The sequence below is a fragment of the Affinirhizobium helianthi genome (assembly GCF_042680945.1).
GTDB classification, from domain to species: Bacteria; Pseudomonadota; Alphaproteobacteria; order Rhizobiales; family Rhizobiaceae; genus Neorhizobium; species Neorhizobium helianthi.
The window spans coordinates 1-21,138 of sequence record NZ_JBHUEQ010000023.1 but is presented as its reverse complement, the minus strand read 5'-3'; the positions used below and the strand labels follow the sequence as shown (position 1 = coordinate 21,138).

Annotated in this window: 24 protein-coding genes; 15 read left to right on the top strand and 9 right to left on the bottom strand. The window is 58.4% G+C overall.

All coding sequences use genetic code 11. The annotated features are described in order from the left end of the window. Positions 1-18: 18 nt before the first annotated feature. Both ACFSE1_RS12280 and ACFSE1_RS12275 read left to right on the top strand, forming a co-directional pair. Positions 19-1,356 (top strand): cobyrinic acid a,c-diamide synthase CobB, encoded by a 1,338-nt coding sequence (locus ACFSE1_RS12280; RefSeq protein ID WP_377401510.1) that lies wholly within the window; start codon positions 19-21, stop codon positions 1,354-1,356. Positions 1,357-1,370: 14 nt separating this feature from the next. Beyond that, positions 1,371-1,736, top strand: a complete 366-nt coding sequence (locus ACFSE1_RS12275) for a winged helix-turn-helix domain-containing protein (protein WP_377401507.1) — start codon at positions 1,371-1,373, stop codon at positions 1,734-1,736. A 4-nt stretch (positions 1,737-1,740) separates the two neighbouring features. Here the strand turns inward: ACFSE1_RS12275 and modC are convergent, their stop codons facing one another. The 3 genes from modC to modA are packed head-to-tail and all read right to left on the bottom strand — an operon-like array spanning position 1,741 to position 4,323. Continuing rightward, positions 1,741-2,808, bottom strand: a complete 1,068-nt coding sequence (gene modC, locus ACFSE1_RS12270; RefSeq protein ID WP_377401504.1) for a molybdenum ABC transporter ATP-binding protein — start codon at positions 2,806-2,808, stop codon at positions 1,741-1,743. Further along, entirely contained in the window at positions 2,805-3,506 is a 702-nt protein-coding gene (gene modB / locus ACFSE1_RS12265) for a molybdate ABC transporter permease subunit (protein ID WP_377401501.1), read from the bottom strand. Before modB ends, modC begins: the two co-directional genes overlap by 4 nt. A gap of 34 nt (positions 3,507-3,540) precedes the next feature. Continuing rightward, entirely contained in the window at positions 3,541-4,323 is a 783-nt protein-coding gene (gene modA / locus ACFSE1_RS12260) for a molybdate ABC transporter substrate-binding protein (protein WP_377401498.1), read from the bottom strand. A gap of 170 nt (positions 4,324-4,493) precedes the next feature. Between modA and ACFSE1_RS12255 the strand changes: the two genes are divergently transcribed. Next, positions 4,494-5,150: a sulfite oxidase-like oxidoreductase gene (locus tag ACFSE1_RS12255; protein WP_377401495.1), complete on the top strand. Its 657-nt coding sequence runs from the start codon at positions 4,494-4,496 to the stop codon at positions 5,148-5,150. A gap of 96 nt (positions 5,151-5,246) precedes the next feature. Here ACFSE1_RS12255 and ACFSE1_RS12250 read toward each other — a convergent pair whose 3' ends face one another. Next, positions 5,247-6,044, bottom strand: coding sequence for an NAD-dependent epimerase/dehydratase family protein (locus tag ACFSE1_RS12250; RefSeq protein ID WP_377401492.1), 798 nt, complete (start codon positions 6,042-6,044; stop codon positions 5,247-5,249). Between the two features lie 146 nt (positions 6,045-6,190). On the opposite strand from ACFSE1_RS12250, the gene ACFSE1_RS12245 reads away from it, so the two are divergent. The 3 genes from ACFSE1_RS12245 (at position 6,191) to ACFSE1_RS12235 (ending at position 8,048) form a co-directional block, all read left to right on the top strand. Continuing rightward, positions 6,191-6,943 (top strand): FadR/GntR family transcriptional regulator, encoded by a 753-nt coding sequence (locus tag ACFSE1_RS12245; RefSeq protein WP_377401489.1) that lies wholly within the window; start codon positions 6,191-6,193, stop codon positions 6,941-6,943. Positions 6,944-7,014: 71 nt separating this feature from the next. Further along, the gene (gene kdgD, locus ACFSE1_RS12240) at positions 7,015-7,923 is read left to right on the top strand and encodes a 5-dehydro-4-deoxyglucarate dehydratase (protein ID WP_377401486.1); all 909 of its coding nucleotides are present in this window, start codon (positions 7,015-7,017) and stop codon (positions 7,921-7,923) included. Beyond that, entirely contained in the window at positions 7,923-8,048 is a 126-nt protein-coding gene (locus tag ACFSE1_RS12235; protein WP_377401483.1) for a hypothetical protein, read from the top strand. The genes kdgD and ACFSE1_RS12235 overlap by 1 nt, the downstream gene beginning before the upstream one ends. On the opposite strand, the gene ACFSE1_RS12230 is transcribed toward ACFSE1_RS12235, so the two are convergent. Both ACFSE1_RS12230 and ACFSE1_RS12225 read right to left on the bottom strand, forming a co-directional pair. Beyond that, positions 8,039-8,467 (bottom strand): RbsD/FucU family protein, encoded by a 429-nt coding sequence (locus ACFSE1_RS12230; RefSeq protein WP_377401480.1) that lies wholly within the window; start codon positions 8,465-8,467, stop codon positions 8,039-8,041. The two genes, ACFSE1_RS12235 and ACFSE1_RS12230, sit on opposite strands and share 10 nt — an antisense overlap. After that, entirely contained in the window at positions 8,467-9,699 is a 1,233-nt protein-coding gene (locus ACFSE1_RS12225) for an ROK family transcriptional regulator (RefSeq protein ID WP_377401477.1), read from the bottom strand. Before ACFSE1_RS12225 ends, ACFSE1_RS12230 begins: the two co-directional genes overlap by 1 nt. Positions 9,700-9,912: 213 nt before the next feature. On the opposite strand from ACFSE1_RS12225, the gene ACFSE1_RS12220 reads away from it, so the two are divergent. The 6 genes from ACFSE1_RS12220 (at position 9,913) to ACFSE1_RS12195 (ending at position 14,150) form a co-directional block, all read left to right on the top strand. Continuing rightward, positions 9,913-10,938 carry a sugar ABC transporter substrate-binding protein gene (locus ACFSE1_RS12220; protein WP_377401474.1) on the top strand — a complete coding sequence of 342 codons (1,026 nt, stop codon included), beginning with the start codon at positions 9,913-9,915 and terminating at the stop codon, positions 10,936-10,938. Between the two features lie 187 nt (positions 10,939-11,125). Continuing rightward, positions 11,126-12,208 (top strand): ABC transporter permease, encoded by a 1,083-nt coding sequence (locus ACFSE1_RS12215; RefSeq protein WP_377401471.1) that lies wholly within the window; start codon positions 11,126-11,128, stop codon positions 12,206-12,208. Continuing rightward, positions 12,208-12,984 carry an ATP-binding cassette domain-containing protein gene (locus tag ACFSE1_RS12210; RefSeq protein WP_377401468.1) on the top strand — a complete coding sequence of 259 codons (777 nt, stop codon included), beginning with the start codon at positions 12,208-12,210 and terminating at the stop codon, positions 12,982-12,984. The genes ACFSE1_RS12215 and ACFSE1_RS12210 overlap by 1 nt, the downstream gene beginning before the upstream one ends. Before the next feature lie 131 nt (positions 12,985-13,115). Beyond that, on the top strand, positions 13,116-13,298 hold the full coding sequence (locus ACFSE1_RS12205) for a hypothetical protein (RefSeq protein WP_377401465.1): 183 nt from the start codon (positions 13,116-13,118) through the stop codon (positions 13,296-13,298). A gap of 82 nt (positions 13,299-13,380) precedes the next feature. Continuing rightward, entirely contained in the window at positions 13,381-13,779 is a 399-nt protein-coding gene (locus tag ACFSE1_RS12200) for a group II truncated hemoglobin (protein ID WP_377401462.1), read from the top strand. Then, positions 13,776-14,150 (top strand): DUF423 domain-containing protein, encoded by a 375-nt coding sequence (locus ACFSE1_RS12195; RefSeq protein ID WP_377401459.1) that lies wholly within the window; start codon positions 13,776-13,778, stop codon positions 14,148-14,150. The genes ACFSE1_RS12200 and ACFSE1_RS12195 overlap by 4 nt, the downstream gene beginning before the upstream one ends. A gap of 51 nt (positions 14,151-14,201) precedes the next feature. Here ACFSE1_RS12195 and ACFSE1_RS12190 read toward each other — a convergent pair whose 3' ends face one another. Then, the gene (locus ACFSE1_RS12190; protein WP_377401456.1) at positions 14,202-15,176 is read right to left on the bottom strand and encodes a sodium-dependent bicarbonate transport family permease; all 975 of its coding nucleotides are present in this window, start codon (positions 15,174-15,176) and stop codon (positions 14,202-14,204) included. 441 nt (positions 15,177-15,617) lie between these two features. Between ACFSE1_RS12190 and ACFSE1_RS12185 the strand changes: the two genes are divergently transcribed. Both ACFSE1_RS12185 and ACFSE1_RS12180 read left to right on the top strand, forming a co-directional pair. After that, on the top strand, positions 15,618-16,568 hold the full coding sequence (locus tag ACFSE1_RS12185; protein ID WP_377401453.1) for a hydrogen peroxide-inducible genes activator: 951 nt from the start codon (positions 15,618-15,620) through the stop codon (positions 16,566-16,568). A gap of 96 nt (positions 16,569-16,664) precedes the next feature. Then, positions 16,665-17,588, top strand: coding sequence for an alpha/beta hydrolase family protein (locus ACFSE1_RS12180; protein WP_377401450.1), 924 nt, complete (start codon positions 16,665-16,667; stop codon positions 17,586-17,588). A 287-nt stretch (positions 17,589-17,875) separates the two neighbouring features. Here the strand turns inward: ACFSE1_RS12180 and ACFSE1_RS12175 are convergent, their stop codons facing one another. Both ACFSE1_RS12175 and ACFSE1_RS12170 read right to left on the bottom strand, forming a co-directional pair. Then, on the bottom strand, positions 17,876-18,916 hold the full coding sequence (locus tag ACFSE1_RS12175; RefSeq protein WP_377401447.1) for a porin: 1,041 nt from the start codon (positions 18,914-18,916) through the stop codon (positions 17,876-17,878). Between the two features lie 332 nt (positions 18,917-19,248). After that, positions 19,249-20,460: a serine hydrolase domain-containing protein gene (locus tag ACFSE1_RS12170; RefSeq protein WP_377401444.1), complete on the bottom strand. Its 1,212-nt coding sequence runs from the start codon at positions 20,458-20,460 to the stop codon at positions 19,249-19,251. Between the two features lie 38 nt (positions 20,461-20,498). Between ACFSE1_RS12170 and ACFSE1_RS12165 the strand changes: the two genes are divergently transcribed. Continuing rightward, positions 20,499-21,138 (top strand): hypothetical protein (locus ACFSE1_RS12165; RefSeq protein WP_377401441.1); only part of this gene is annotated, 640 nt, incomplete at its 3' end.

Below are 21,138 nucleotides of genomic sequence, written 5' to 3'. Positions count from 1 at the left end.
ACCGGCAAAAGCAGTTGCATGACCCAGGCCCAAAAACTTCCTCCACGCGCACTCATTATCGGTGCGCCCCGTTCCGGCTCCGGCAAGACCAGCGTGACCATCGGTTTGCTGCGAGCCTTCGCACGCCGCGGCATTCGGGTGCGGGGCGTCAAATCGGGGCCTGACTACATCGATCCCGGTTTTCACCATGCGGCGACAGGGCTGCCGGGTTTGAATCTCGACAGCTGGGCCATGGAGCCGAACCTGATGGCAGCGCTGCTGCATGACGCTGCCGATGGAAATGATCTGCTGCTGATTGAAAGCGCCATGGGCCTGTTCGACGGAATCGACGGCGGCGATGGCCGAACCGGCTCGGCTGCCGATATTGCAAGGCTGCTGGGAATTCCCGTTCTGCTGGTGCTCGATGTGTCCGGCCAGAGCCAGACAGCCGCAGCCGTGGCCGTGGGTTTCCACCATTACGATCCGCAGGTCAGGATTGCCGGAACCGTCATCAACCGCGCCGGCAGTGAAAGACATATCCGCCTCTCTCGTAGCGCGATTGAAGGCGCAGGCATGAGCGTTGTCGGCGCTGTCATGCGCAACAGCGAACTGAGCCTGCCAGAACGGCATCTCGGTCTGGTTCAGGCCAGCGAACACGGCGAAATCCAAAGCCATATCGACCGGCTGGCCGATGTGATGGAAGCCTCGCTCGATCTTGATGCTATCCTTGCGCTTGCAAGCCCGGTGACCTTGCGCGACGGCTCCTATGAGGCGGCGATTGCGCCCCCTGGTCAACGTATAGCGATCGCCTCCGATGCCGCATTCACCTTCCTTTACCCGCATCTTGGCGCGCACTGGCGCGCTGCAGGGGCAGAGCTTGTTCCCTTCTCCCCGCTTGCCGATGAGGGACCAACGCTGGATTGCGATACCTGCTGGCTGCCCGGCGGCTATCCCGAGCTTCATGCGGGGCGGCTGGCAAATGCGAACCGCTTCCGCAACAGGCTGCGCCATTTCGCGCAGATGAAGCCCGTCCATGGCGAGTGCGGCGGCTTCATGGTGCTCGGCACCGGACTGGAAGATGCCGATGGCGTGCGCCACACCATGACGGGCCTGCTTTCTCACTCGACGAGCTTTGCCAAACGAAAGATGAACCTCGGCTACAGGCAGGCGAGACTTCTGGCAGACAGCCCGCTGGGAGCCGCCGGAGAGGTTTTGCGCGGTCATGAATTCCACTATGCCAGCGTGATCGATCCGGGCAGAGACGAGCCAGTTGCGGAAATTGCCGATGGCACCGGCCAACCCCTTGGCCTTTCCGGCGGACGGCGCGGCCATGTCAGCGGAACCTTCTTCCACGCCATTGCGCGCACCACGCAGTAAAGAGGCCAAGCTCCATGGAAGACGGCGGATCCCTCCCTCTTCGCCCCGTTCTGCGGATTGATTTTCCGCAGGCCGAAAGGCTGGGAAGGGGCAAAATCGCGCTTCTGGAACAGATTGCGGTCACCGGATCCATTTCGGCGGCAGGCCGTGAAATGGGCATGTCCTACCGCCGCGCCTGGCTGCTGGTCGATGCGATCAACACCATGTTCGCAATGCCGGCGGTCGAATTGCAGCGCGGTGGCAAACAAGGAGGCGGCGCGCGCCTCACGCCCTTCGGAGAAGAGCTGATAGCGCGGTTTCGCCGAATGGAGCAGACGCTTGCCGAAAGCCTTGTTGCGGATCTTCAATGGCTGGAGCAAAGCCGTGCCAAGCATGGATGAACGCCTATACCGTATCGAGAGCGACCGTCTTGATGATCGCATAAACAGGTTTGCCCGCCACAAGGGATAGCCTCTCAGCGGACAAGGCCGTTATTCTGGAGCTCAGTCGCTCGCCACCGCAAAGCAGCGAGACATCCGCAATACCCTGCGGCTGGAGGTTGATCGCCTCGACCTCTGCCTTCAGAATATTCAGCGCGGAAATCCCTTCAGGCCGGACGGTCGCCAGCAACACCTCCCTTGCCGGAATATGCACGCGCAGGCGCCTGCCATGCTCCAGTTGACCGCGCGGCACGATCAATTCGCAATCCGCAAGAATGATTCTGGCAATATCCGGTTCATCGGCGGCAAGTTGCACCCTGCCCGTCAGCACGCTGCCAGCCTCTCGTGACGTTGCCTCGCTGGAAAGCGCCAGAATCTCCGACGCCGATCCTGTCGCCGTGATCTTGCCGTCCGCCATGGCAACCACCTGATCGGCAAGACGCGCCACCTCAGTCGCGGCATGACTGACATACAGAATGGGCAGTTGCACATCATCCCTCAACCGTTCGAGATAAGGGAGAATTTCCGCCTTGCGAGCCTCATCCAGGGCAGAGAGAGGTTCATCCATCAGCAGAATCCGAGGCGAGGCCAGAAGTGCGCGCCCGATGGCGACACGTTGCTTTTCTCCGCCGGAGAGCCCGGCCGGGCGACGATCAAGAAGCGCCCGGATACCCAGAAGGTCGGTGATCCTGACGACGTCGTCGGCGTTCGGCTTTCTCGATGAAAACCAACGCCCATAGAGCAGGTTTTGCCGCACGCTGAGATGCGGAAAGAGCCTGGGCTCCTGAAACACATAGCCCAGCCGACGACGATGCGCCGGAACGAAGACGCCGGTGCTCGTATCCAGCAGAACCTCTCCATCCAGCACAATCCGTCCGCAATGAGGCCGCACAAGCCCGCCGAGGATACGCAGCACAGAGGTTTTTCCGGAGCCGGAAGCTCCGAACAGGGCTGTGACGCCCGTTTGAGAGGTGAAAGCAAGATCGAGCTGGAAATCGCCTTGCCGGTGCTGAATTTCGACATGGAGCGTCATTGCGTCTGCATCCTCCGGCCAATCAGGCGCGCAAGGGCTTCCGAAGCCAGCAATGCGACCATGGAAATGCCAATCGAGACCAGTGTGAGACGTAACGCGCCCGCATCGCCCCCTGGAACCTGTGTGAAGGTGTAGATGGCGGCAGAAAGGGTTTGCGTCTCACCGGGAATATTGGACACAAAGGTGATTGTGGCACCAAATTCGCCCATAGCCTTGGCAAAGGCGAGAACAAGCCCCGCTATGATGCCGGGCAGCATCATCGGCAGGGTCACGGTCAGGAACACGAAAAGGGGCGAAGCCCCCAGTGTTTTCGCCGCCTCCTCCAGCTTCTGATCTACCGCTTCGATGGAAAGCCGCATGGAACGGACCATCAGGGGAAAGCCCATGACCGCGCAAGCCAATGCCGCACCCGTCCAGCGGAAGGAGAAAACCAGGCCGAACCAATTCTCAAAGAAAGCACCAGCCACGCCCTTTCGCCCAAAGGCGATCAACAGCAGATAGCCTGTGACAACAGGCGGCAGGATCAGAGGCAAATGCACGAGGCCGTTCAGCAGCGAATGGCCCCAGAAACGATAGCGAGCGAGCAGATAGGCGATAGCAATTCCGAAGGGCAGGCTGAAGGCGACAGCAACGGCAGATACCTTGAGGCTGAGCGCGATTGCAGACCACTCTTCCTGGCTCAGTTCAAGTCCGCTCATTCGCTCTCGATTCTCAATGCTGTTTCTGACGGTGCTATTTCAGCAGGCTGAAGCCCTGACTGGCAAAAAGGCTAGCCGCTTCCGGCGATTCGAGGAATGTCAGATAGTCGGTGGTGGCGCTGTTCCTGCTATCGGCAAGTCTTGCGACGGGATAGATGATCGGCGGATGGCTCTCTGCCGGAAACAGTCCGACGACTGCCACACCCGGATCGGCTGCCGCATCCGTCTGGTAGACGATGCCATAAGGTGCCTCGCCTCGCGAAACGAGGGCAAGTGCCGCCCGGACATTGTCAACGCCTGCCACTCTGCTCTCAACCGTCTTCCAGACCCCGAGCGTTTCCAGAGCCGCCTTCCCGTATTTACCAGCCGGCACACTTGCCACGGCCCCCATGGCAAGCCGATCATTGCCGAGAAGACCCGCCAGATCAAAACCCTGCTTTACATCGACCGGCTTTGCCTCTGCCTTGGGCGCAACCAGCACAAGTCGGTTGCCAAGCAGGTTCTTCCTGCTGTCGGCATCGATGAGATGGCGCGTCGCGAGGTAATCCATCCAGTCCAGATCGGCGGAAATGAAGAGATCCGCCGGAGCGCCAGCCTCGATCTGCTTCGCAAGCGCGGAACTGGCGGCATAGGATACCCTCACCTCGGTGCCTGTCTTCCGGGCATAGGCAGCGTTTGCAGCATCCAGAGCCGTCTTCAGGCTGGCTGCGGCAAACACGGTCACCTTCTCGGCAGCCTGGCCGGCCCCAAAAGCACCAAGCGTCAGAAGTCCGCCGACCGCTACAATGGTGAGGGCACGCGCAATGGAACTGAACATAGGACCTCCCAACCGACATATTCAGCGGAATATAGCGCTAATATCCGAGTGCGCCAGCCGTTATAGTCAGCCGAATACAAAGAGATTTTGCACAACAGGCAGACTGGACCTTTCGAAGGCGAGAGCCCATCTCTTCGGCGAAGCGAAAGCGACACGAAAGGGAAGCAGGCATGAGCAGCGAAGACGACGTGACAAAGCTGACGGCCACAAAGCGCAAGTGGGCAGCTGAAGGCAAGTTCCTGACAGGCCGCATTTCGCGCCCCGATACAGAGCGCCTGCCGCCGGGCCAGCATCTGGTGAAGAACTGGCCGGTTCTCGATCTCGGCCAGCAGCCGGAGATTTCGCCGCTTCAATGGCGGCTCGATATCCGGGGCGAAGTGGAATCGCCATTGACCTTCACCTGGGACCGTTTCCTCGCACTGCCACAGCGGGACTTTCTATCCGATATTCACTGCGTCACCACATGGTCCCGCTATGACAACCACTGGCGCGGCGTCTCGGTGCGCGATCTTCTGGATCTTGTCCACCCCCGGCCGGAAGCGGATGCCGTGATGCTGACCAGTTACGATGGCTATACGACCAATCTTCTTCTCAGCGACTTCGCTTCCGAAGAGGCCCTGCTCGCAACCCATTGGGAGGGCGAACCGCTGACTGCCGAGCATGGTGGGCCGATGCGGCTGATACTGCCGCATCTCTATTTCTGGAAAAGTGCCAAATGGCTGACCCGGATTGATTTTCTTCGCCGTGACCAGCCCGGTTTCTGGGAAAAGAACGGCTATCACATGCGCGGCGACCCATGGGCCGAAGAGCGCTATTCGGACGATTGATCGGCGGCATAGCGCTATCTATGGGTCCGGGCGCAGGCCGGAGGCAGTGTGGCTTAGGCACGGTGGCTAGCACGCTTTTGCCGGACCTTTGCGGGATCAATCCTCCTCGAAGATCGGATCATTGACGAAGTTGCCACCCTGATAGACATGCAGCGCGGCCTTCGGGTCCGGCTTGCCGAGTGCCGCATCCAGTTCAGCCCGGTAGATTTCCGCGTTATCCTGCGGCTTCCAGCCCAGATAGGCCGCATGTGAGTTATCCCACCAACGGCTGTCATTGTTGGACACACCCCAGACGACCGGGCAGCCGAGCATCGGCGCACGGAAGACGCATTCGATCAAAAGCTTGAAATCATTATAGGACATCCAGCTGGAAAGCATGCGATGGTTGCTTGGCTTTTCCAGGCAGGAGCCGATCCGCACCAATGCGGTTTCCTGGCCGAATTTTTCGAAATACATCCGCGCAAGATGCTCGCCGAAGCATTTGGAGACACCATAGAGACCATCGGGACGCATGGGCGCCGTCGCGTCGATATGCTCATCCTGGCGATAGAATCCGACCGTATGGTTGGAACTGGCGAAGAGAATGCGTGGCTGGCCGTGAGCACGCGCCGCCTCATAGAGATTGTAAAGTCCGAGCAGGTTCGCATGCAGGATTTTCGAGAACTTGTCCTCGACGGACACGCCGCCCAGATGAATAATTCCGTCACAGCCAGCAACCAGATCGTGAACCGCAGCGGCATCGCCAAGATCGCACCGAATGCATTCCTCATTCGGACCCGCAGGCTCCATGGCGCCGATATCCGAAAAGCGCAGCGTTTCGGCCAGGCCTGCCAGCCGCGGACGCATGGCGCGGCCCAGCGCGCCGGCTGCGCCTGTGATCAATAGTTTTTTCAAGAAATCCTCCCTGAGAAGCGTAACATGAGCCAACAGCTCGCACGCTGCCTTTGAATTTATCATACATGTTGGCATTCACGCGTCAACACGCTAGAGCTATGCAGGATCAGGGCTGAGATCAGCCCGAAGCGCACAAGGGGACGCCGATGCAGCACAGTGCAAACAAGGGCCGGACAGTCAGCGGAACAGGTACGCTGTCTTCTCGGCTCGGCGAAACGCTGCGGCAGTCAATCCTTGCCGGACAATATCCACCCGGCACCAAACTGCCAAGCGAGGCGCAGCTGGGCGAGGTCCACGGGGTCAGCCGAACCGTCGTACGCGAGGCAATTGCAGCGCTGCGCGCAGACCGGCTTGTGGAGGCGCGGCAGGGGGCGGGCGTCTTTGTTCTGGAGCCGCCACAGAGCGCCGCCGCATCCCTGTCGATCGACACTATCGATCATGCCCGCGTGTCCTCCGTCATCGAAGTTCTGGAACTGCGAACTGCCGTGGAGGTCGAGGCGGCTGGCCTTGCAGCGCTTCGCAGATCCCCCGCCCAGGAAGAGGTCATCTTCGAGAAACACTATGCGGTGCAGGCCTGTTTCGAAGCCGGTAAACCGACGAGCGAAGCGGATTTCGCCCTCCATCTCGCCATTGCCGAGGCCACCAACAACACCCGTTTCCGTGATTTTCTGGCCATGATCGGCAAGAACATCATTCCACGCGCGGCGTTGCGCGACGAGGACAAGGATACCGATCAGGAAGCCTATATCAAACTGCTCAACGATGAGCACAATGCCATCGTGATGGCGATTTCAGCAGGAGATGAAGACGGCGCGCGCGAAGCCATGCGCCGCCACTTGAAGGGCAGCCAATCCCGCTACCGGGCGCTTCTCCGAGAGCAGAGAAAATTTGTAAGATAAGTTGTTGACGCTTATATGCTGAATAGATACGACGTTAGGCGGAGGAACTTCGACAAAGGGATTTTCTGATCATGACGCCTGAAGAAATCAAGGCGGCGCTGGGCGCTGGCCTTCTGTCCTTTCCTGTCACACATTTCGATGAAGAGGGTCAGTTTCAGCCGGAAAGCTATCGCCGCCACATTGAGTGGCTGTCTGGTTTCGAAGCGCCGGTTCTCTTCGCAGCAGGCGGCACCGGAGAGTTTTTTTCCCTTTCTGCAGATGAAATTCCCTCAATCGTAAGGGCGGCCAAGGAAGCATCCGGCCAAACAGCCATTGTCTCCGGTTGCGGTTTCGGCAGTCATGTGGGCGCCGAACTGGCACGATCCGTCGAGAAGGCTGGCGCGGATGGGATCCTTCTGCTGCCCCACTACCTGATCGATGCACCGCAGGAGGGCCTTTACCGCCACGTCAAGAAAATCTGCCAGTCCGTTGGCATCGGCGTGATGGTGTATAATCGCGATAATTCCGTTCTCACCGTCGATACATTGAAGCGCCTGTGTGACGAGTGCCCCAATCTGATCGGCTTCAAGGATGGCACCGGCGATATCGGGCTTGTGCGGCAGATTACCGCCACCATGGGCGACCGGCTGATGTATCTCGGTGGCATGCCGACTGCCGAACTCTACGCAGAAGCCTATCTCGGCGCGGGCTTCACCACCTATTCCTCCGCCGTCTTCAACTTCGTTCCCGCTCTCGCCGTCGAGTTCTACAAGGCTCTGAGGGCTGGAGAACGTGAGCATTGCGAGACGATCCTGCGCGACTTTTTCTACCCGTTCATGGCCATCCGCAATCGTCGCAAGGGCTATGCTGTGGCGGCAATCAAGGCGGGCGTGCGTCTGCAAGGCTTCAACGCGGGCAAGGTTCGCCCACCGCTGGATGACCTGACCCGCGAAGAGGAAGACATGCTGCTCAACCTAATCGGCCCATGGAAGCGAGCCTGATGGACATCAAATCAAGATCCGGCCGCTGCCACAGCCCGCTTGCCAGCACGGGAGATGTGGATACGCAGATGCTTCTCGAACTGCGTATCCTTGTTACCTTTTCGCTGAAAAACGATCAGGGATAGATGACGCCCTTCTTCAGGATAATATTGGCATAAAGACGCGGCTCCCCCGTCTGAATGACCGTATGCGCCGCCTTTACCCGCGGATAGAAGTCCGGTCCCAGCAGCGGGATCACCTTACGCTGCGGTTCATGCTTCGCGCAGCATGCAATCATTTCCTCATGAACCGGATCAAGCCTGTCGAGTTCCTTGCCGACTGTTGAGCGGAAGATGGCTTCCGGCACGAAATCATCGATCGGCATGACCGAAAGAACGGCATCCAGCACCGGCACGAGATGATGCCCGTCAAGGCGAATGAGGCGTCTTGCATGTTCGAGGCCAGGATAATTGCCATCCACAATGGCGATCTCGTCACCATGGCCCATGGCGCGGAGCGTGTAGAGAAGGTCTGGACTAAGCAGCGGGTTAAGACCCTTGAGCATCAGGTAAGTTCCTTGAACAGTACGTTTTGATCGATGAGATAGCGAGCAAAGATGGGCAGGCTGGCACCGCCGATGGCGCGAGCCTGGGAGCCGACCGCACCTTCGATGATTTCGGGAGTGATGACCCCTTGAAGGTCGAGTTTTGCAATGGCATCGATGGTGGCATCCACGATGCGTTTGCGCACCCATGGCGGAAATCCGCCATCGATGACGGCCGCACCGAAATCAATGACCGAAGCGGAGGCAACGACGGCCTGTGCCAGCGCTTCGCCCGCATCGTGGATCCAGATTTCGAGTGGCTCGCCGAAATCGACCCACTCGTCCGCCGAATACCACAGCGGCTGCGGATCGATGCCTCGCTCGAGGAGCAGCTTTTCCAGCACGAAAATCGAGGCGATATCCAGCAACTGCCGGTTCTCCCCATTCTTGCCGCGCACGGGGAGCGGCCCCAGCGCCCCGGCGGTTCCGCTGCGCCCGGAAAAGACAGCGGAGTTCAGAACGATGCCGCCACCGATGAAGGAGCCGATAAAGAAATAGACGAAATCCGGATAGGAAGGTCCCACGCCAAACACAAGTTCTGCGCCGCAGGCACTGGTGGCATCGTTTTGCAGATAAACCGCATGGCGAACGCGGGAGGCGACCTCCGCCTGAAGATCGAAGCCGCGCCATTCATCCATGGCACCCGGTGGCGCCCCCACCTCTTCCGCCCAGTTCCACAGCTCGAAAGGCGCAGCAATGCCTACCCCAGCCACGCGGGCAAGTTCCTCCGGCGTCATCTGTGCTTCCAGTGCCGTAATGCCTGCCATGATAATCGAAATGATCTCGGTCGGACGAGGATAGGCATAAATCTGACGAACCTGCTGGCGAATGCGCCCGACGAAATCCATCAGAACCACATCAGCACTGCGGCGCCCGATTTTCACGCCAAACGAGTAGACGGCATCGGGATTGAGGCGCATGGGAATGGATGGCTGGCCCACCCGTCCGCGCACTGGCGCACCCCGCAAAAGCAGGCCGTCATTTTCTAGCGAGCGCATGATGACGGACACGGTCTGCGCCGAAAGACCGCTGGCGCGGGTGATATCTGCCTTGGAAAGCGAATTGTGAAGACGAACCAGCGAAAGGACAAGCCGCTCATTATGGGCGCGAACGCGCACCTGATTGGAGCCGCCGCCAAAGCTGACAGCAGGTGGGGGTAGGCCGCTCTCGGCATGGTTGTTTTGAATGGTCATGGTCACCCCTCCCTAAGGTACCCAGGCCTCCTCGTCGGTTAACTTAGCGACAGCCAATTAATAAATCAATTGGATTTAATTATTGACAGCGTGAGAAGTTTCGACATTATGAGGGTACGGGCAGGCGGCTTGGAGGAGGCGTCGGTCACCATACCGGTCGAAGCCCGATCAAATCCGCACTGCGGAATCGCTCACATCCTGGGAGGGAGCTCTATGAAGAAAACTGTTCTGACTGCTGCTTTCGCAACACTGGCACTTGGCGTGGCATTTGCTGCTCCCGCTTCGGCAGCCGGTGTTTCGGCGTGCTTGATCACGAAAACCGACACGAACCCCTTCTTCGTCAAGATGAAGGAAGGCGCGACGGCCAAGGCCAAGGAACTCGGCGTGACGCTGAAGTCCTATGCCGGCAAGATCGACGGTGACTCTGAAAGCCAGGTAGCAGCCATCGAAACCTGCATCGCCGATGGCGCCAAGGGTATCCTCATTACGGCTTCCGACACCAAGGGTATCGTTCCTGCCGTTGAAGAAGCACGCAAGGCCGGCCTGCTGGTCATCGCTCTCGACACGCCGCTCGACCCAATCGACGCTGCGGACGCCACGTTTGCGACCGACAACCTTCTCGCTGGTGAACTGATCGGCAAGTGGGCAGCCGCAACGCTTGGCGACAAGGCCAAGGACGCCAAGGTTGCCTTCCTCAACCTCACCCCTGCACAGCCTTCCGTTGACGTTATGCGCAACCAGGGCTTCATGAAGGGCTTCGGCATCGACGTTGGCGATATCAACCGCATCGGCGACGAAAAAGATCCGCGCATCGTCGGTCATGACATCACCAACGGCAACGAAGAAGGTGGCCGCACGGCGATGGAAAACCTTCTCCAGAAGGATCCGAACATCAACGTCGTTCACACCATCAACGAACCGGCTGCCGCTGGCGCTTACGAAGCGCTGAAGGCCGTTGGCAAGGAGAAGGACGTTCTGATCGTTTCCGTTGACGGCGGTTGCCCGGGCGTGAAGAACGTGAAGGAAGGCGTGATCGGTGCGACCTCGCAGCAGTATCCGCTTCTGATGGCCTCCAAGGGCATCGAAGCGATTGCCGCTTTCGCCAAGGATGGCACGAAGCCGAAGCCGACCGAAGGCAAGAACTTCTTTGATACGGGCGTTTCGCTCGTCACGGACAAGCCTGCCAAGGGCGTTCCGTCCATCGACACCAAGGAAGGCACTGCCAAGTGCTGGGGTTGATCCCGGCTCTGGCCTGATCAGCATACGGAGGGGCGGCTTCGGCCGCCTTTCTTGACTATTGATTGCGCCGCAAGGCACCCCTTGCCGACAAAGATAGAAGAATGATTTTTCCATCGCCGACAGTCTCATTCGATTGAAAGTCCTGTCGGCCCTCGCATCCCGAACGCGATGCACAAGGGAGGGAAACATGAGCGAGCCACAAGCCGCCACCAAACCGCATCTTGAATATGAAAAAGTGCTTTCGGGAAGCTCGACCCAAGTCGCGCAGTTCGACGGCAACGACAAGACCCCGATCCAGAAGTTCCAGCACTTCCTGCACGGAAATCCCGCCGCGGTGCCCTTGCTGGTTTTGATTCTGTCGGTGGCGATCTTCGGCGCCATTCTCGGAACCAAGTTCTTTTCCGCTTTCTCCCTGACGCTGATCCTGCAGCAGGTTGCCATCACCGGCATCATTGGCGCGGCTCAGACGCTCATTATTCTGACAGCCGGTATCGATCTTTCGGTCGGCGCCATCATGGTTCTGTCATCCGTAATCATGGGGCAGCTGGCCATTCACTACGGCATACCGACACCTTTGGCCATTCTGGCAGGTTTCGGCGTCGGAGCCCTTTGCGGTCTCATCAACGGAATTCTTGTCGCCCGCGTCAAGCTTCCGCCGTTCATCGTGACCCTTGGCATGTGGCAGATCGTTCTGGCATCGAACTTCCTCTATTCCGCCAACGAAACCATCCGTTCGCAGGATCTGGCCGCCAATGCGCCGCTCCTGCAATTCTTCGGTGACAGTATCCGCGTCGGAAGCGCCGTCTTGACCTATGGCGTCATTGCCATGGTGCTTCTGGTGGCCGCGCTCTGGTACGTCTTGAACAATACCGCATGGGGCCGCCACCTTTACGCTGTCGGCGACGATCCGGATGCAGCGGAACTGGCGGGTGTGAATGTTCGCCGGATGCTGATTTCCGTCTATACGCTCTCGGGAATCATCTGTGCGCTCGGCGGCTGGGCGCTCATCGGTCGTATCGGCTCCGTTTCACCAACGGCCGGTCAGTTTGCCAATATCGAATCCATTACCGCAGTTGTGATTGGCGGTCTGTCCCTCTTCGGCGGACGCGGCTCCATTCTCGGAATGCTGTTCGGCGCATTGATCGTCGGCGTGTTCCAGTTGGGCCTGCGCCTGATCGGAACCGATCCGCAATGGACCTACATGTTGATCGGCCTCCTCATCATCGCAGCTGTTGCAATCGACCAGTGGATCAGAAAGGTAGCAGGCTAATGGCACAGGAACCCATCCTCTCCGCACACGGTCTGGTCAAGCGCTACGGCAAGGTAACCGCCCTCGACCATGCGGATTTCGATCTTTATCCGGGTGAGATCCTCGCCGTGATCGGCGACAATGGCGCGGGCAAGTCCTCGCTGATCAAAGCCATTTCCGGCGCCATCACGCCCGATGAAGGCGAGATCAAGCTGGAGGGCAAGACCGTCAGCTTCCGTTCTCCCATCGAGGCGCGGAAAGCCGGTATTGAAACCGTCTATCAGAACCTTGCTCTCTCCCCCGCACTGTCCATTGCCGACAACATGTTCCTCGGACGCGAAATTCGCAAACCGGGCGTCATGGGAAGCGTCTTCCGCGCGCTGGATCGCCCGGCCATGGAGAAATTTGCCCGGGAGAAGCTTTCGGAGCTGGGGTTGATGACGATCCAGAACATCAACCAGGCGGTCGAAACCCTTTCCGGTGGCCAGCGCCAGGGCGTCGCCGTTGCCCGCGCAGCAGCCTTTGGTTCCAAAGTCATCATCCTGGACGAACCGACCGCTGCTCTTGGTGTGAAGGAAAGCCGCCGTGTTCTGGAGCTGATCCTCGACGTTCGCTCTCGTGGCATTCCGATTGTGCTTATCTCGCACAACATGCCGCATGTTTTCGAGGTGGCAGACCGGATTCATATCCACCGCTTGGGACGCCGTCTCACGGTCATCAATCCGAAGGACTATTCCATGTCCGATGCCGTCGCCTTCATGACCGGTGCAAAGTCGCCGGAGCCGCTGGCAGCATAGATCTCCTGACTGTCAGCCCATTGGGCCGCGCACGCACCCCTGCGCGGCCCAATCTTTTTGTGTCCGGGGCAATCATGTTTCCCCGGAACTCCACCGCTTCCTTTTCCGTTTGCTGAGAAAAGGAGAAGGTGATGAACGAAGACAAAAACGCACAAACGGCAGTCGAGCAACCAACGGGCAAGGCAACGCCGGACCACTCCACCCCCGCAGCCGGACCTCATGCGCGCGAGCAACTGACCGATCACGAGAAAACCCCGGGCACCGGATCGTTGCCGGACAAGAACCAGGGTGAGGCGGATGTCGGATCGGATTGAAGCGCGCATTGCTGCGGCTGAATGACCGCTTGCGGCAAGTGCTGCTTGTGGTAGTTCCGGTAAAGGAACCGGAAAAGGCGATATGAGCGGCGAAACCATTACTCTCTACGAAGCCATTGGCGGCGACGAAACCGTGAAAGCCCTCACGCGCCGCTTCTATCAGTTGATGGATGAACTGCCCGAGGCGGCGCGGTGTCGCGCCATCCACCCCGCCGACCTTTCCAACAGCGAAGCCAAGCTCTACGACTATTTGACCGGCTATCTCGGCGGACCGCCGGTCTATGTCGAAAAATACGGGCATCCCCGTTTGCGTGCCCGCCACTTCGTGGCACCGATCGGCGCTGCAGAGCGCGATGAATGGCTGCTCTGCTTCTCCCGGGCCATGGAGGAGACAATCTCCAACCCCAAGCTTCGAGAGATTATCTGGGCTCCGATCGAGCGGCTTGCCTTCCACATGCAGAACCGGGAGGAAGAGCAGTGAGGCTTGCAGCTTTCCGCCCGCTCATTCTGCTCCTATCGGGCATCCTGGGTGCCTCCGGCGTCGGGCTTGCCGCTGCCGCAAGTCATGGCGAGGATGTGCGCCTGCTCGGATCGGCCTCGACCATGTGCCTTGCGCATGCCCCTGTTCTGCTGGGCCTATGGCTCGCTGGCCAGCGTCTCAGAACGGCGAATTTAGCGGCGCTTGTTCTGGGTGGCGGCACGCTTCTGTTTGTGGGCGACCTTCTATCGCGGCATTTTGGGCATGGCTCCCTGTTTCCCATGGCGGCCCCGACAGGCGGCGTGGCGATGATGGCAGGATGGCTTCTTCTAGCCATTGGCAGCATGTTTCCAGAAAGACCTATGCACGAATAACAACGCCCCCCGCCAAGGCGGGAGGCGTGTTTTGCTGGCAGTGTGGTGGGCTTACACACCTGCCAGAGCAAAATAGATCGGCAATCCAACCACCAGATTGAAGGGGAATGTGATGCCGAGCGACAGGCCGAGATAGATCGTCGGGCGCGCCTCCGGTGCGGCGATGCGCATGGCCGCAGGTGCCGCAATGTAAGAGGCACTTGCCGCCAGAACCATCAACAGCGCGGTGTTGCCAAGGGAGGCACCTGCAAGCCAGGCCGCACCGCCCCCGAGGGCCGCGCCGATGAGCGGCATCAGGATTGCGAAGGCCAGCAGCGGCAGGCGCAAATCTCCCCAGCTGGACCGGAGCCCGCCCGCAGCCTTTGCACCCAGATCGAAGAGGAAGAGGCAGAGGACACCCCGGAAGGGGGTGACGATGAAGCCGGACAATTCGCCAAGCCCCTTTTGGCCTGTGACCAAGCCGATGGCGAAGGAGCCGAGCAGCATGATGACCGTTACATTCAGGAATACCTCGCCCAGTGCGCTGCGATACCCGGCCTTCCCCGCACTGGCACCCTTGCGTCCGAACAGGATGAGGAGCGCGCAGATGATCGCAGGCGTCTCCATCGCGGCTGCCACGGCCACCATATAGCCATCGGTCACGACCCCAAGGCGGCTCAGCGCATCCGAGGCGGCGGCAAAGGTGACAACAGAGATCGAACCGTAATGCGCAGCGACGGCAGCACGCTCCACCATGGGCAGGTTGCTCATGCGCGAAAGCAGGATGTAGCTGATAAGAGGCATCACCGCGGAAAGAGCCACGCCCATGATCAGCAACACAAGAAACTCCCCCTTTGCCAGCGAGTCCGTCATGGCTGCCCCGCCCTTGAAACCGATGCAGAGCATGAGATAGAGCGCTAGCATGCGCGAGACACCATCCGGCAGGCTGAGCTTTCCGCCAGCGAGGGTTGCCGCAAATCCAAGTGCAAAGAAGAGAACAGGCGCGGAGATCAGATTGTCCCGCGCAATGGTCAGAAACATTTCCATGATGTGTTCCGTTTTTTTGGCGCACAGTCATCCTGCCCGAGGACATGGGTCATCGAACTGGCAGGTGGGACCGCGTTTTATGGAGGGTCGGTGGGTTGCAATCGAAGTTTCTCACTGCGCTTGCCGCATGGCGGCAGGCAGTCATCTCATCTGCAGGCTGAAGAAAAAGCCGTGACTATCGGCCGTGTCGGGCATCTCCCTCTTGCTGCAAACCGCGATTTTGATTGTACGAAAGCGTCTTCAGGATCTGTAAGCGTCGGAGATGCTGGCAAAGGGAAGACGCCCGGCCCTTCCCCCTCTCCGAATGGGGCAACACCGAATTGTCTATGACGAGCTTGACCGGCGGCATCTGCATCTCCTGAACCGAGGTGGCTTTGACACACGCTTCCTCATAGTTCCAATTGATTGACAACATGGACCTCATAGATAATATCTATTGCCATGCCCTTTCGCCCAAGCCATCGGCAATTGGAATACCTTCTGGCGCTGGATGCGACCCGCCATTTTGGCCGCGCCGCAGAGCGCTGCCATGTGTCTCAGCCAACACTTTCGGTTCAGATCGGCCTTCTGGAAAAGCAATTGGGCATCAGCCTGATCGACCGCACTCCAGGGGCCCTTACGCTTTCTCCGGCGGGACGAGACATTGCCGCCGCAGCCAGAACCGTTCTTTCGACGCTCGACGAGATCGTGGCGATTGCATCGATCGGACGAAACAACCTGGGCGGCCTCATCCGCTTAGGTGCCGTACCCACATTCGGACCCTATTTTCTGCCGGCGGTTCTTCCCCAACTGCATGAACGCTACCCCCAATTGCGGCTGCATGTTCGAGAAGACCGGCCACGCGATCTGGAAGAGGGGGTGCGGGAGGGAACAATTGACTGCGCACTTGGCCAGCGCCCACAAAACGATGAGACCCTGATGTTTGAACAGATCTGCAGCGAGCAGATCTTTCTCGGGGTTCCCCAAAGGCATCGACTGGCTGGAGCCGGATCCATACGCCTTTCGGATCTCAAGGGGGAGATTCTGCTGACCCTGGGATCCGGCCACCGTCTGCTGGAGAATGTGCGAGAACTTGCCTCCCTCTCAGGCGCCATCATGGCGGAGGACTACGAGGGCACCAGCCTCGACACTCTGCGCCAGATGGTATCCATCGAAATGGGCCTGTCCCTTTTCCCGGAACTCTATGCACGATCTGAAATGCCCAGGGATGCCAGCATAGCCTTGCTGACGATCTCAGACTGGCCGGCGAGCCGTGAAATCGGTTTCTTCTGGCGGCGAAACAGTGCGCGCACTTCCCATTATGAAATGCTGGCCTCCCATGCGCGCGCTGTGGCGCAGGAAAAGCTGCCCTATGCCTCTGCGGCACAGCAGCCGGGCACAGGGATGCCGTAAGACTTCCGGCCAATTGATTGGCGGACAATATCAGGCATGATCAGTTCTCGAGGGTGACGCCACCCCTTCTGTTCAATTGCCGGAAGTTGCACGACATTGAATCTCATCGGTCAGCGCATTACGTTTCCTGCAGCAGATGGCTACCCGCTCGGCGGCTTCCTTTGGCGGCATGCGGCAGAAGATCGACCAAGGACATTCGTGCTGATCTGTAGCGCCACCTCGGTGCGCTGCCGCTACTATGCTCGTTTCGCCAGCTATCTCTTCGAGAACGGCTTCAATGTCGCGACCTTCGACTACCGGGGAATTGGCGAATCGCGTCCTGCATATCTTCGAAGACTTGATGCGGACTGGGCGGATTGGGGGGAGCAGGACATAGAGGGCGCAATAGGCTACATCTGCAAGACCCACGAGCCAGCGCAACTCCATGCCGTCGCTCATTCGATTGGCGGGTTTGCGCTCGGACTGGCGCCTTCCGCGGTTCGGCTCTCGCGGATCCTCACCCTCGGCTCCCAGTTTGCCTATTGGCGGGACTACGCGCCGAAACACCGCATGACCATGTACTTCAAATGGCACGTCGTCATGCCGCTACTGACAGGTCTATTTGGATATTTCCCGGCAAAACAGCTGGGCTGGATGGAGGACACACCTGCTGGCGTCGCTTCGGATTGGGCACGAATGGGACCACGCTTCGAACTGTCGATCCGTCGCCGCCTGCAATCCCCTGCAAGAACCCGGCCCGATGAGCTAACGGCGCGTCTTGCCCGTGTGACGGCACCCATCCTCTCATTAGCCGCGACGGATGATCCTTATGCTACCCCAAAGGCCGTTGAGCGGCTGTTACAATACTATGTGGCGAGCAGCTCAATCCATGTCCCACTTGAACCGGCCATGACCGGCAGGGACGCGATCGGTCACTTTGCCTATTTCCACGAGCGCTTTCGCGAAACTCTATGGCCGGTTTTTCTCAGATGGCTGAGCGACGGTCTTTCACCCACTGACACAAAAAATCTCCCCAGCTAACTGGGGAGATTAAATCCTCCGCTTGGAGAAACAGAGGAACTTGACTGGAGTCATTTGCGCTCTCCCGAGCGAACTCGGGGTGGATCAGAGCATCACCTAACCCAAGATGAGTATTAGCAAAAAATCATGATAATGTCTCGAAAAAAATGAATGCGAAGTGCCTTCCGATACAAAAACGGAAGAGTTTTTCTTCCGAGAAGCAACCTTGAGAATAAATGGTTGATATACAAAATAAAAAAGCCCAGCCGAAAGGCTGGGCTTCTTCATCAAACCTTCAAGAGGTTGAATTAGAACGAGCGCTGCAGACGGATGAAACCATCCCAAGATTCGCTTGTACCTTCGGTGTCGTTGTAGTTCACAGCGAGCTTGGTGGAGAGGTTCGTTGCGAGCTGGTAGTCGAACGTCAGACCAGCCTTCCAACCGTCACGATCGCCAGCGAAGTCGCCAGAAACGTCCTGGTCGATGTTCCAGAAATACTGGAAGCCAGGCGTTACCTTGAACCGGTCGGTGACCTTCACAGCGTATTCAGCTGCAACAGTCCACTCAGACTGATCGTAGTACGCGTTCTGGCCAGACGCCCAGATGGCTGCCAGACCGAAGGTGCCCGGGCCGAGATCAGCCGTCATGATGCCGCGAACAGCACCGTTTTCCTGGTCTGTGTCGTAACCGCCGAGAACAGCGATCTTTGCCGGACCAAATGCACCACCGATGATACCTTCGATGCCAACGTTGTTGTTGGGCTCAACCGGGCTCAGCGTGTTGGTGGAGAAGGAAGCGCCTTCCAGTTCGTCTACAGCCAGACCAGCGTAGAATGCGCCAGCGGTGTAGGTGTAACGGATCGCGTTGAAGCGCGTCGTGCCGTTTGCAAGGTTGTCGGTTTCGCCAGAGAGACCGTCATCCCACCAGTTGTAGAAGAAACCAACCTTAAGGCCACCAAGTTCGATGAAGGCCTGATCGATTGATACGCCACGGCTGGCATTGCTGTCTGCGTCGCCGCGCAGGCCGATGAAGCCACGGAGCGTGCCGAGTTCGGAATCCGAACGAGCGTCGATGTCGAGCTGGCCGCGCGTGAACGCATCCCAGTCAGACGTACGGCCGTTGGTTGCGAGGTTGCCGCGATTTACGTCCACCTGGAAACGAACGTAGCCACCGATCTTCAGGCAGGTTTCAGAACCAGGGATGTAGAAGAAGCCAGCGCCGAATGCGTCGCAAACGCGAACATATTCCATCGGCTCCGGCTCAGCGGCTACGATTGCGTCGGCTGCCTGGGCGCCGGATACTGCTGCGAGAGCCGCAGCGGAGCCGAGAAGAAGGCTCTTGATGTTCATAATGACCTCCAGTCATGATTTTCGTCTGGCAGCGCAGATCTGAAAGCGTTTCCCTGCCACGATGATTTGCGCTGTGCTTTAAATGGCAGAAGAACCGTCATTTACGCAATCACTGATATTAGAATGTAATTCGAAATCGCATTCTAACTTGAGTCGTGTAGCAATTCAGCAACAACTAATTATCAGACTGTTAACGAAGGGACCGCAGGCGGGGACAGGATGGCGGGAAAGGCAAAATTGCAGGATGCAGACCGGCACTGGACTGACAGGAAACATGAAAAACGCCCCCCGATGAATCGGGAGGCGCGACCGCGAGCTGGAAAGTCGTCCTGCTATTTCTTGGCCAGATTGGTCACAACCTGCTTGAAGAAGTCGAGATTGGCCTTATCCCAGCCAAGGGGCGCAGCCGGTGCATCCAGCTTGACGATAACAACCTTGTCGCTGGGGTCGATGAATATGTATTGGTTATAGAGGCCAATCGCGGAAAATGCGTCCGAACCCAAAAGGGTCCACCACTGGTATCCGTAGCCCAGTCCAAGCTCCTGGTCTGCCGGCATGGGCTCCACCATCGCGGCTGTCGCCTCGTCAACCCATTTCTCTGGCAAGATTTGCTTGCCGTTTACCTTGCCCTTGTCGAGGATGAGCTGACCAAAGCGACCGTAGTCACGCAACACGGCGTTGTAACCGGCACCATAGAATTCGCGACCGACATTCTCCGGCCCATCCAGGAGGAAGAAGCCATCCGATTCCATTCCAGCGGGCTTCCAGATCTTCTCACTGAAGTAATCAGCGCCTTTGCCGCCAATGGCAGCTTCAAGCACACAGCCGAGAACAGAGGTGTCGAGCGTGGAGTAGTTAAACGCTTCTCCAGGCGCCTTCAGTGTTTTGGCGCGGTCGCGGGCATAGTCACACCAGCGATACTTATAGCCCACCAGCGAATTGTCATGCACCTCCGTCAGCTGGGTTTTGCTGCCGAACTCATAAATCTCCTGCCAATCTATCCCGGAACGCATCCGGAGAAGATCACGAATGGAGACATTGGCATAGGCTGAGTTCTTCCAATCGGGGAGGTAATCAATAACCTTATCATCCAGACTCTTGATCTTGCCCTCGGCAGCTGCAAGGCCCACCAGCGTGGACGTGATGGACTTCGCCATGGAGAAGGACATGAAGCGTGTCTTATCCGTGCTACCGTTGCGGTAGATCTCCTGGACGATCTTTCCATCCTTCATCACCAGAAGCGCGTTTGTGGACGTGCTCTCCAGAAATTCGGACAGTTTCTGCGTTTTGCCCTCAAAATTGAACTCATCTCCGATGGAGCGCGTCGCCACCTGTAGTGCCGAGGCCTTGCCACCTGCTGCAACATTGCGCGTGGCAAACAGCTGATCCATATGCTGAAACGTCAGATAATTCAGTCGCGGATCCAACATACCCGCGCGCGCATTCACCATTGTCGGTGTCTGCCACTTTGACTCTTCGGCACTCACAGCGCCAGCAGACATCATCACAGACAAAAAAAGAACACTGGAACTTTTAAAATTCATAGGTAACCTCCCAAGATATCCCGGGACGAGTGTGGATCATGTTCGCATCACGAACTATCCAGGCAGATAACTTTCGATCGCCTGAAATTTATGCAGAGGCGCCGCTCAAGCGCATCGCCTCCACCTATCGGGATGTGGAACAGCTTGCGGGTAGCACCGACGGCTGGCTCATCCGGGCTCAACAGATCGGAGCCGGACGATTTGAGGCAAGCAGTAAAACACTGGTGATTGGCCAGCTTCACATCACCGAGGAATACGTCAACCTGGCCGTCAGCCAGGATACTGTCAGCCCACAGAATAGGACTTCCCTGATCTTCCCGTTGGAAAGCGAATGCGGCTGGCGTGTAAATGGCCAACAGCACCAGGGGCAGGTGGTGGCACTTCGTCAGGGAGAAACCGAACTCTTCGTCACGCCCGGTAACCGGAGCCGCCTGCTTCACGTGGAAATGCCCTTTGATCGATTTAGCCCTTCCGACGATGACATCGCCATCGCTCCGGCAAGCACCGCGGATGAGGCGCTGCGAGACTGGCTCCTATCACTCCTGCACAATCCGTCGGACGGTCTAGATATCGCCACCGAAGACGTAGCCATGCTTGAGTTTCTGTTGACGATGAAGCTTGAGGAGTGTTCGTCTCGTGTTCGTCAACAAAGGAGGGGCTTGCTCTCGCATGGCGAGC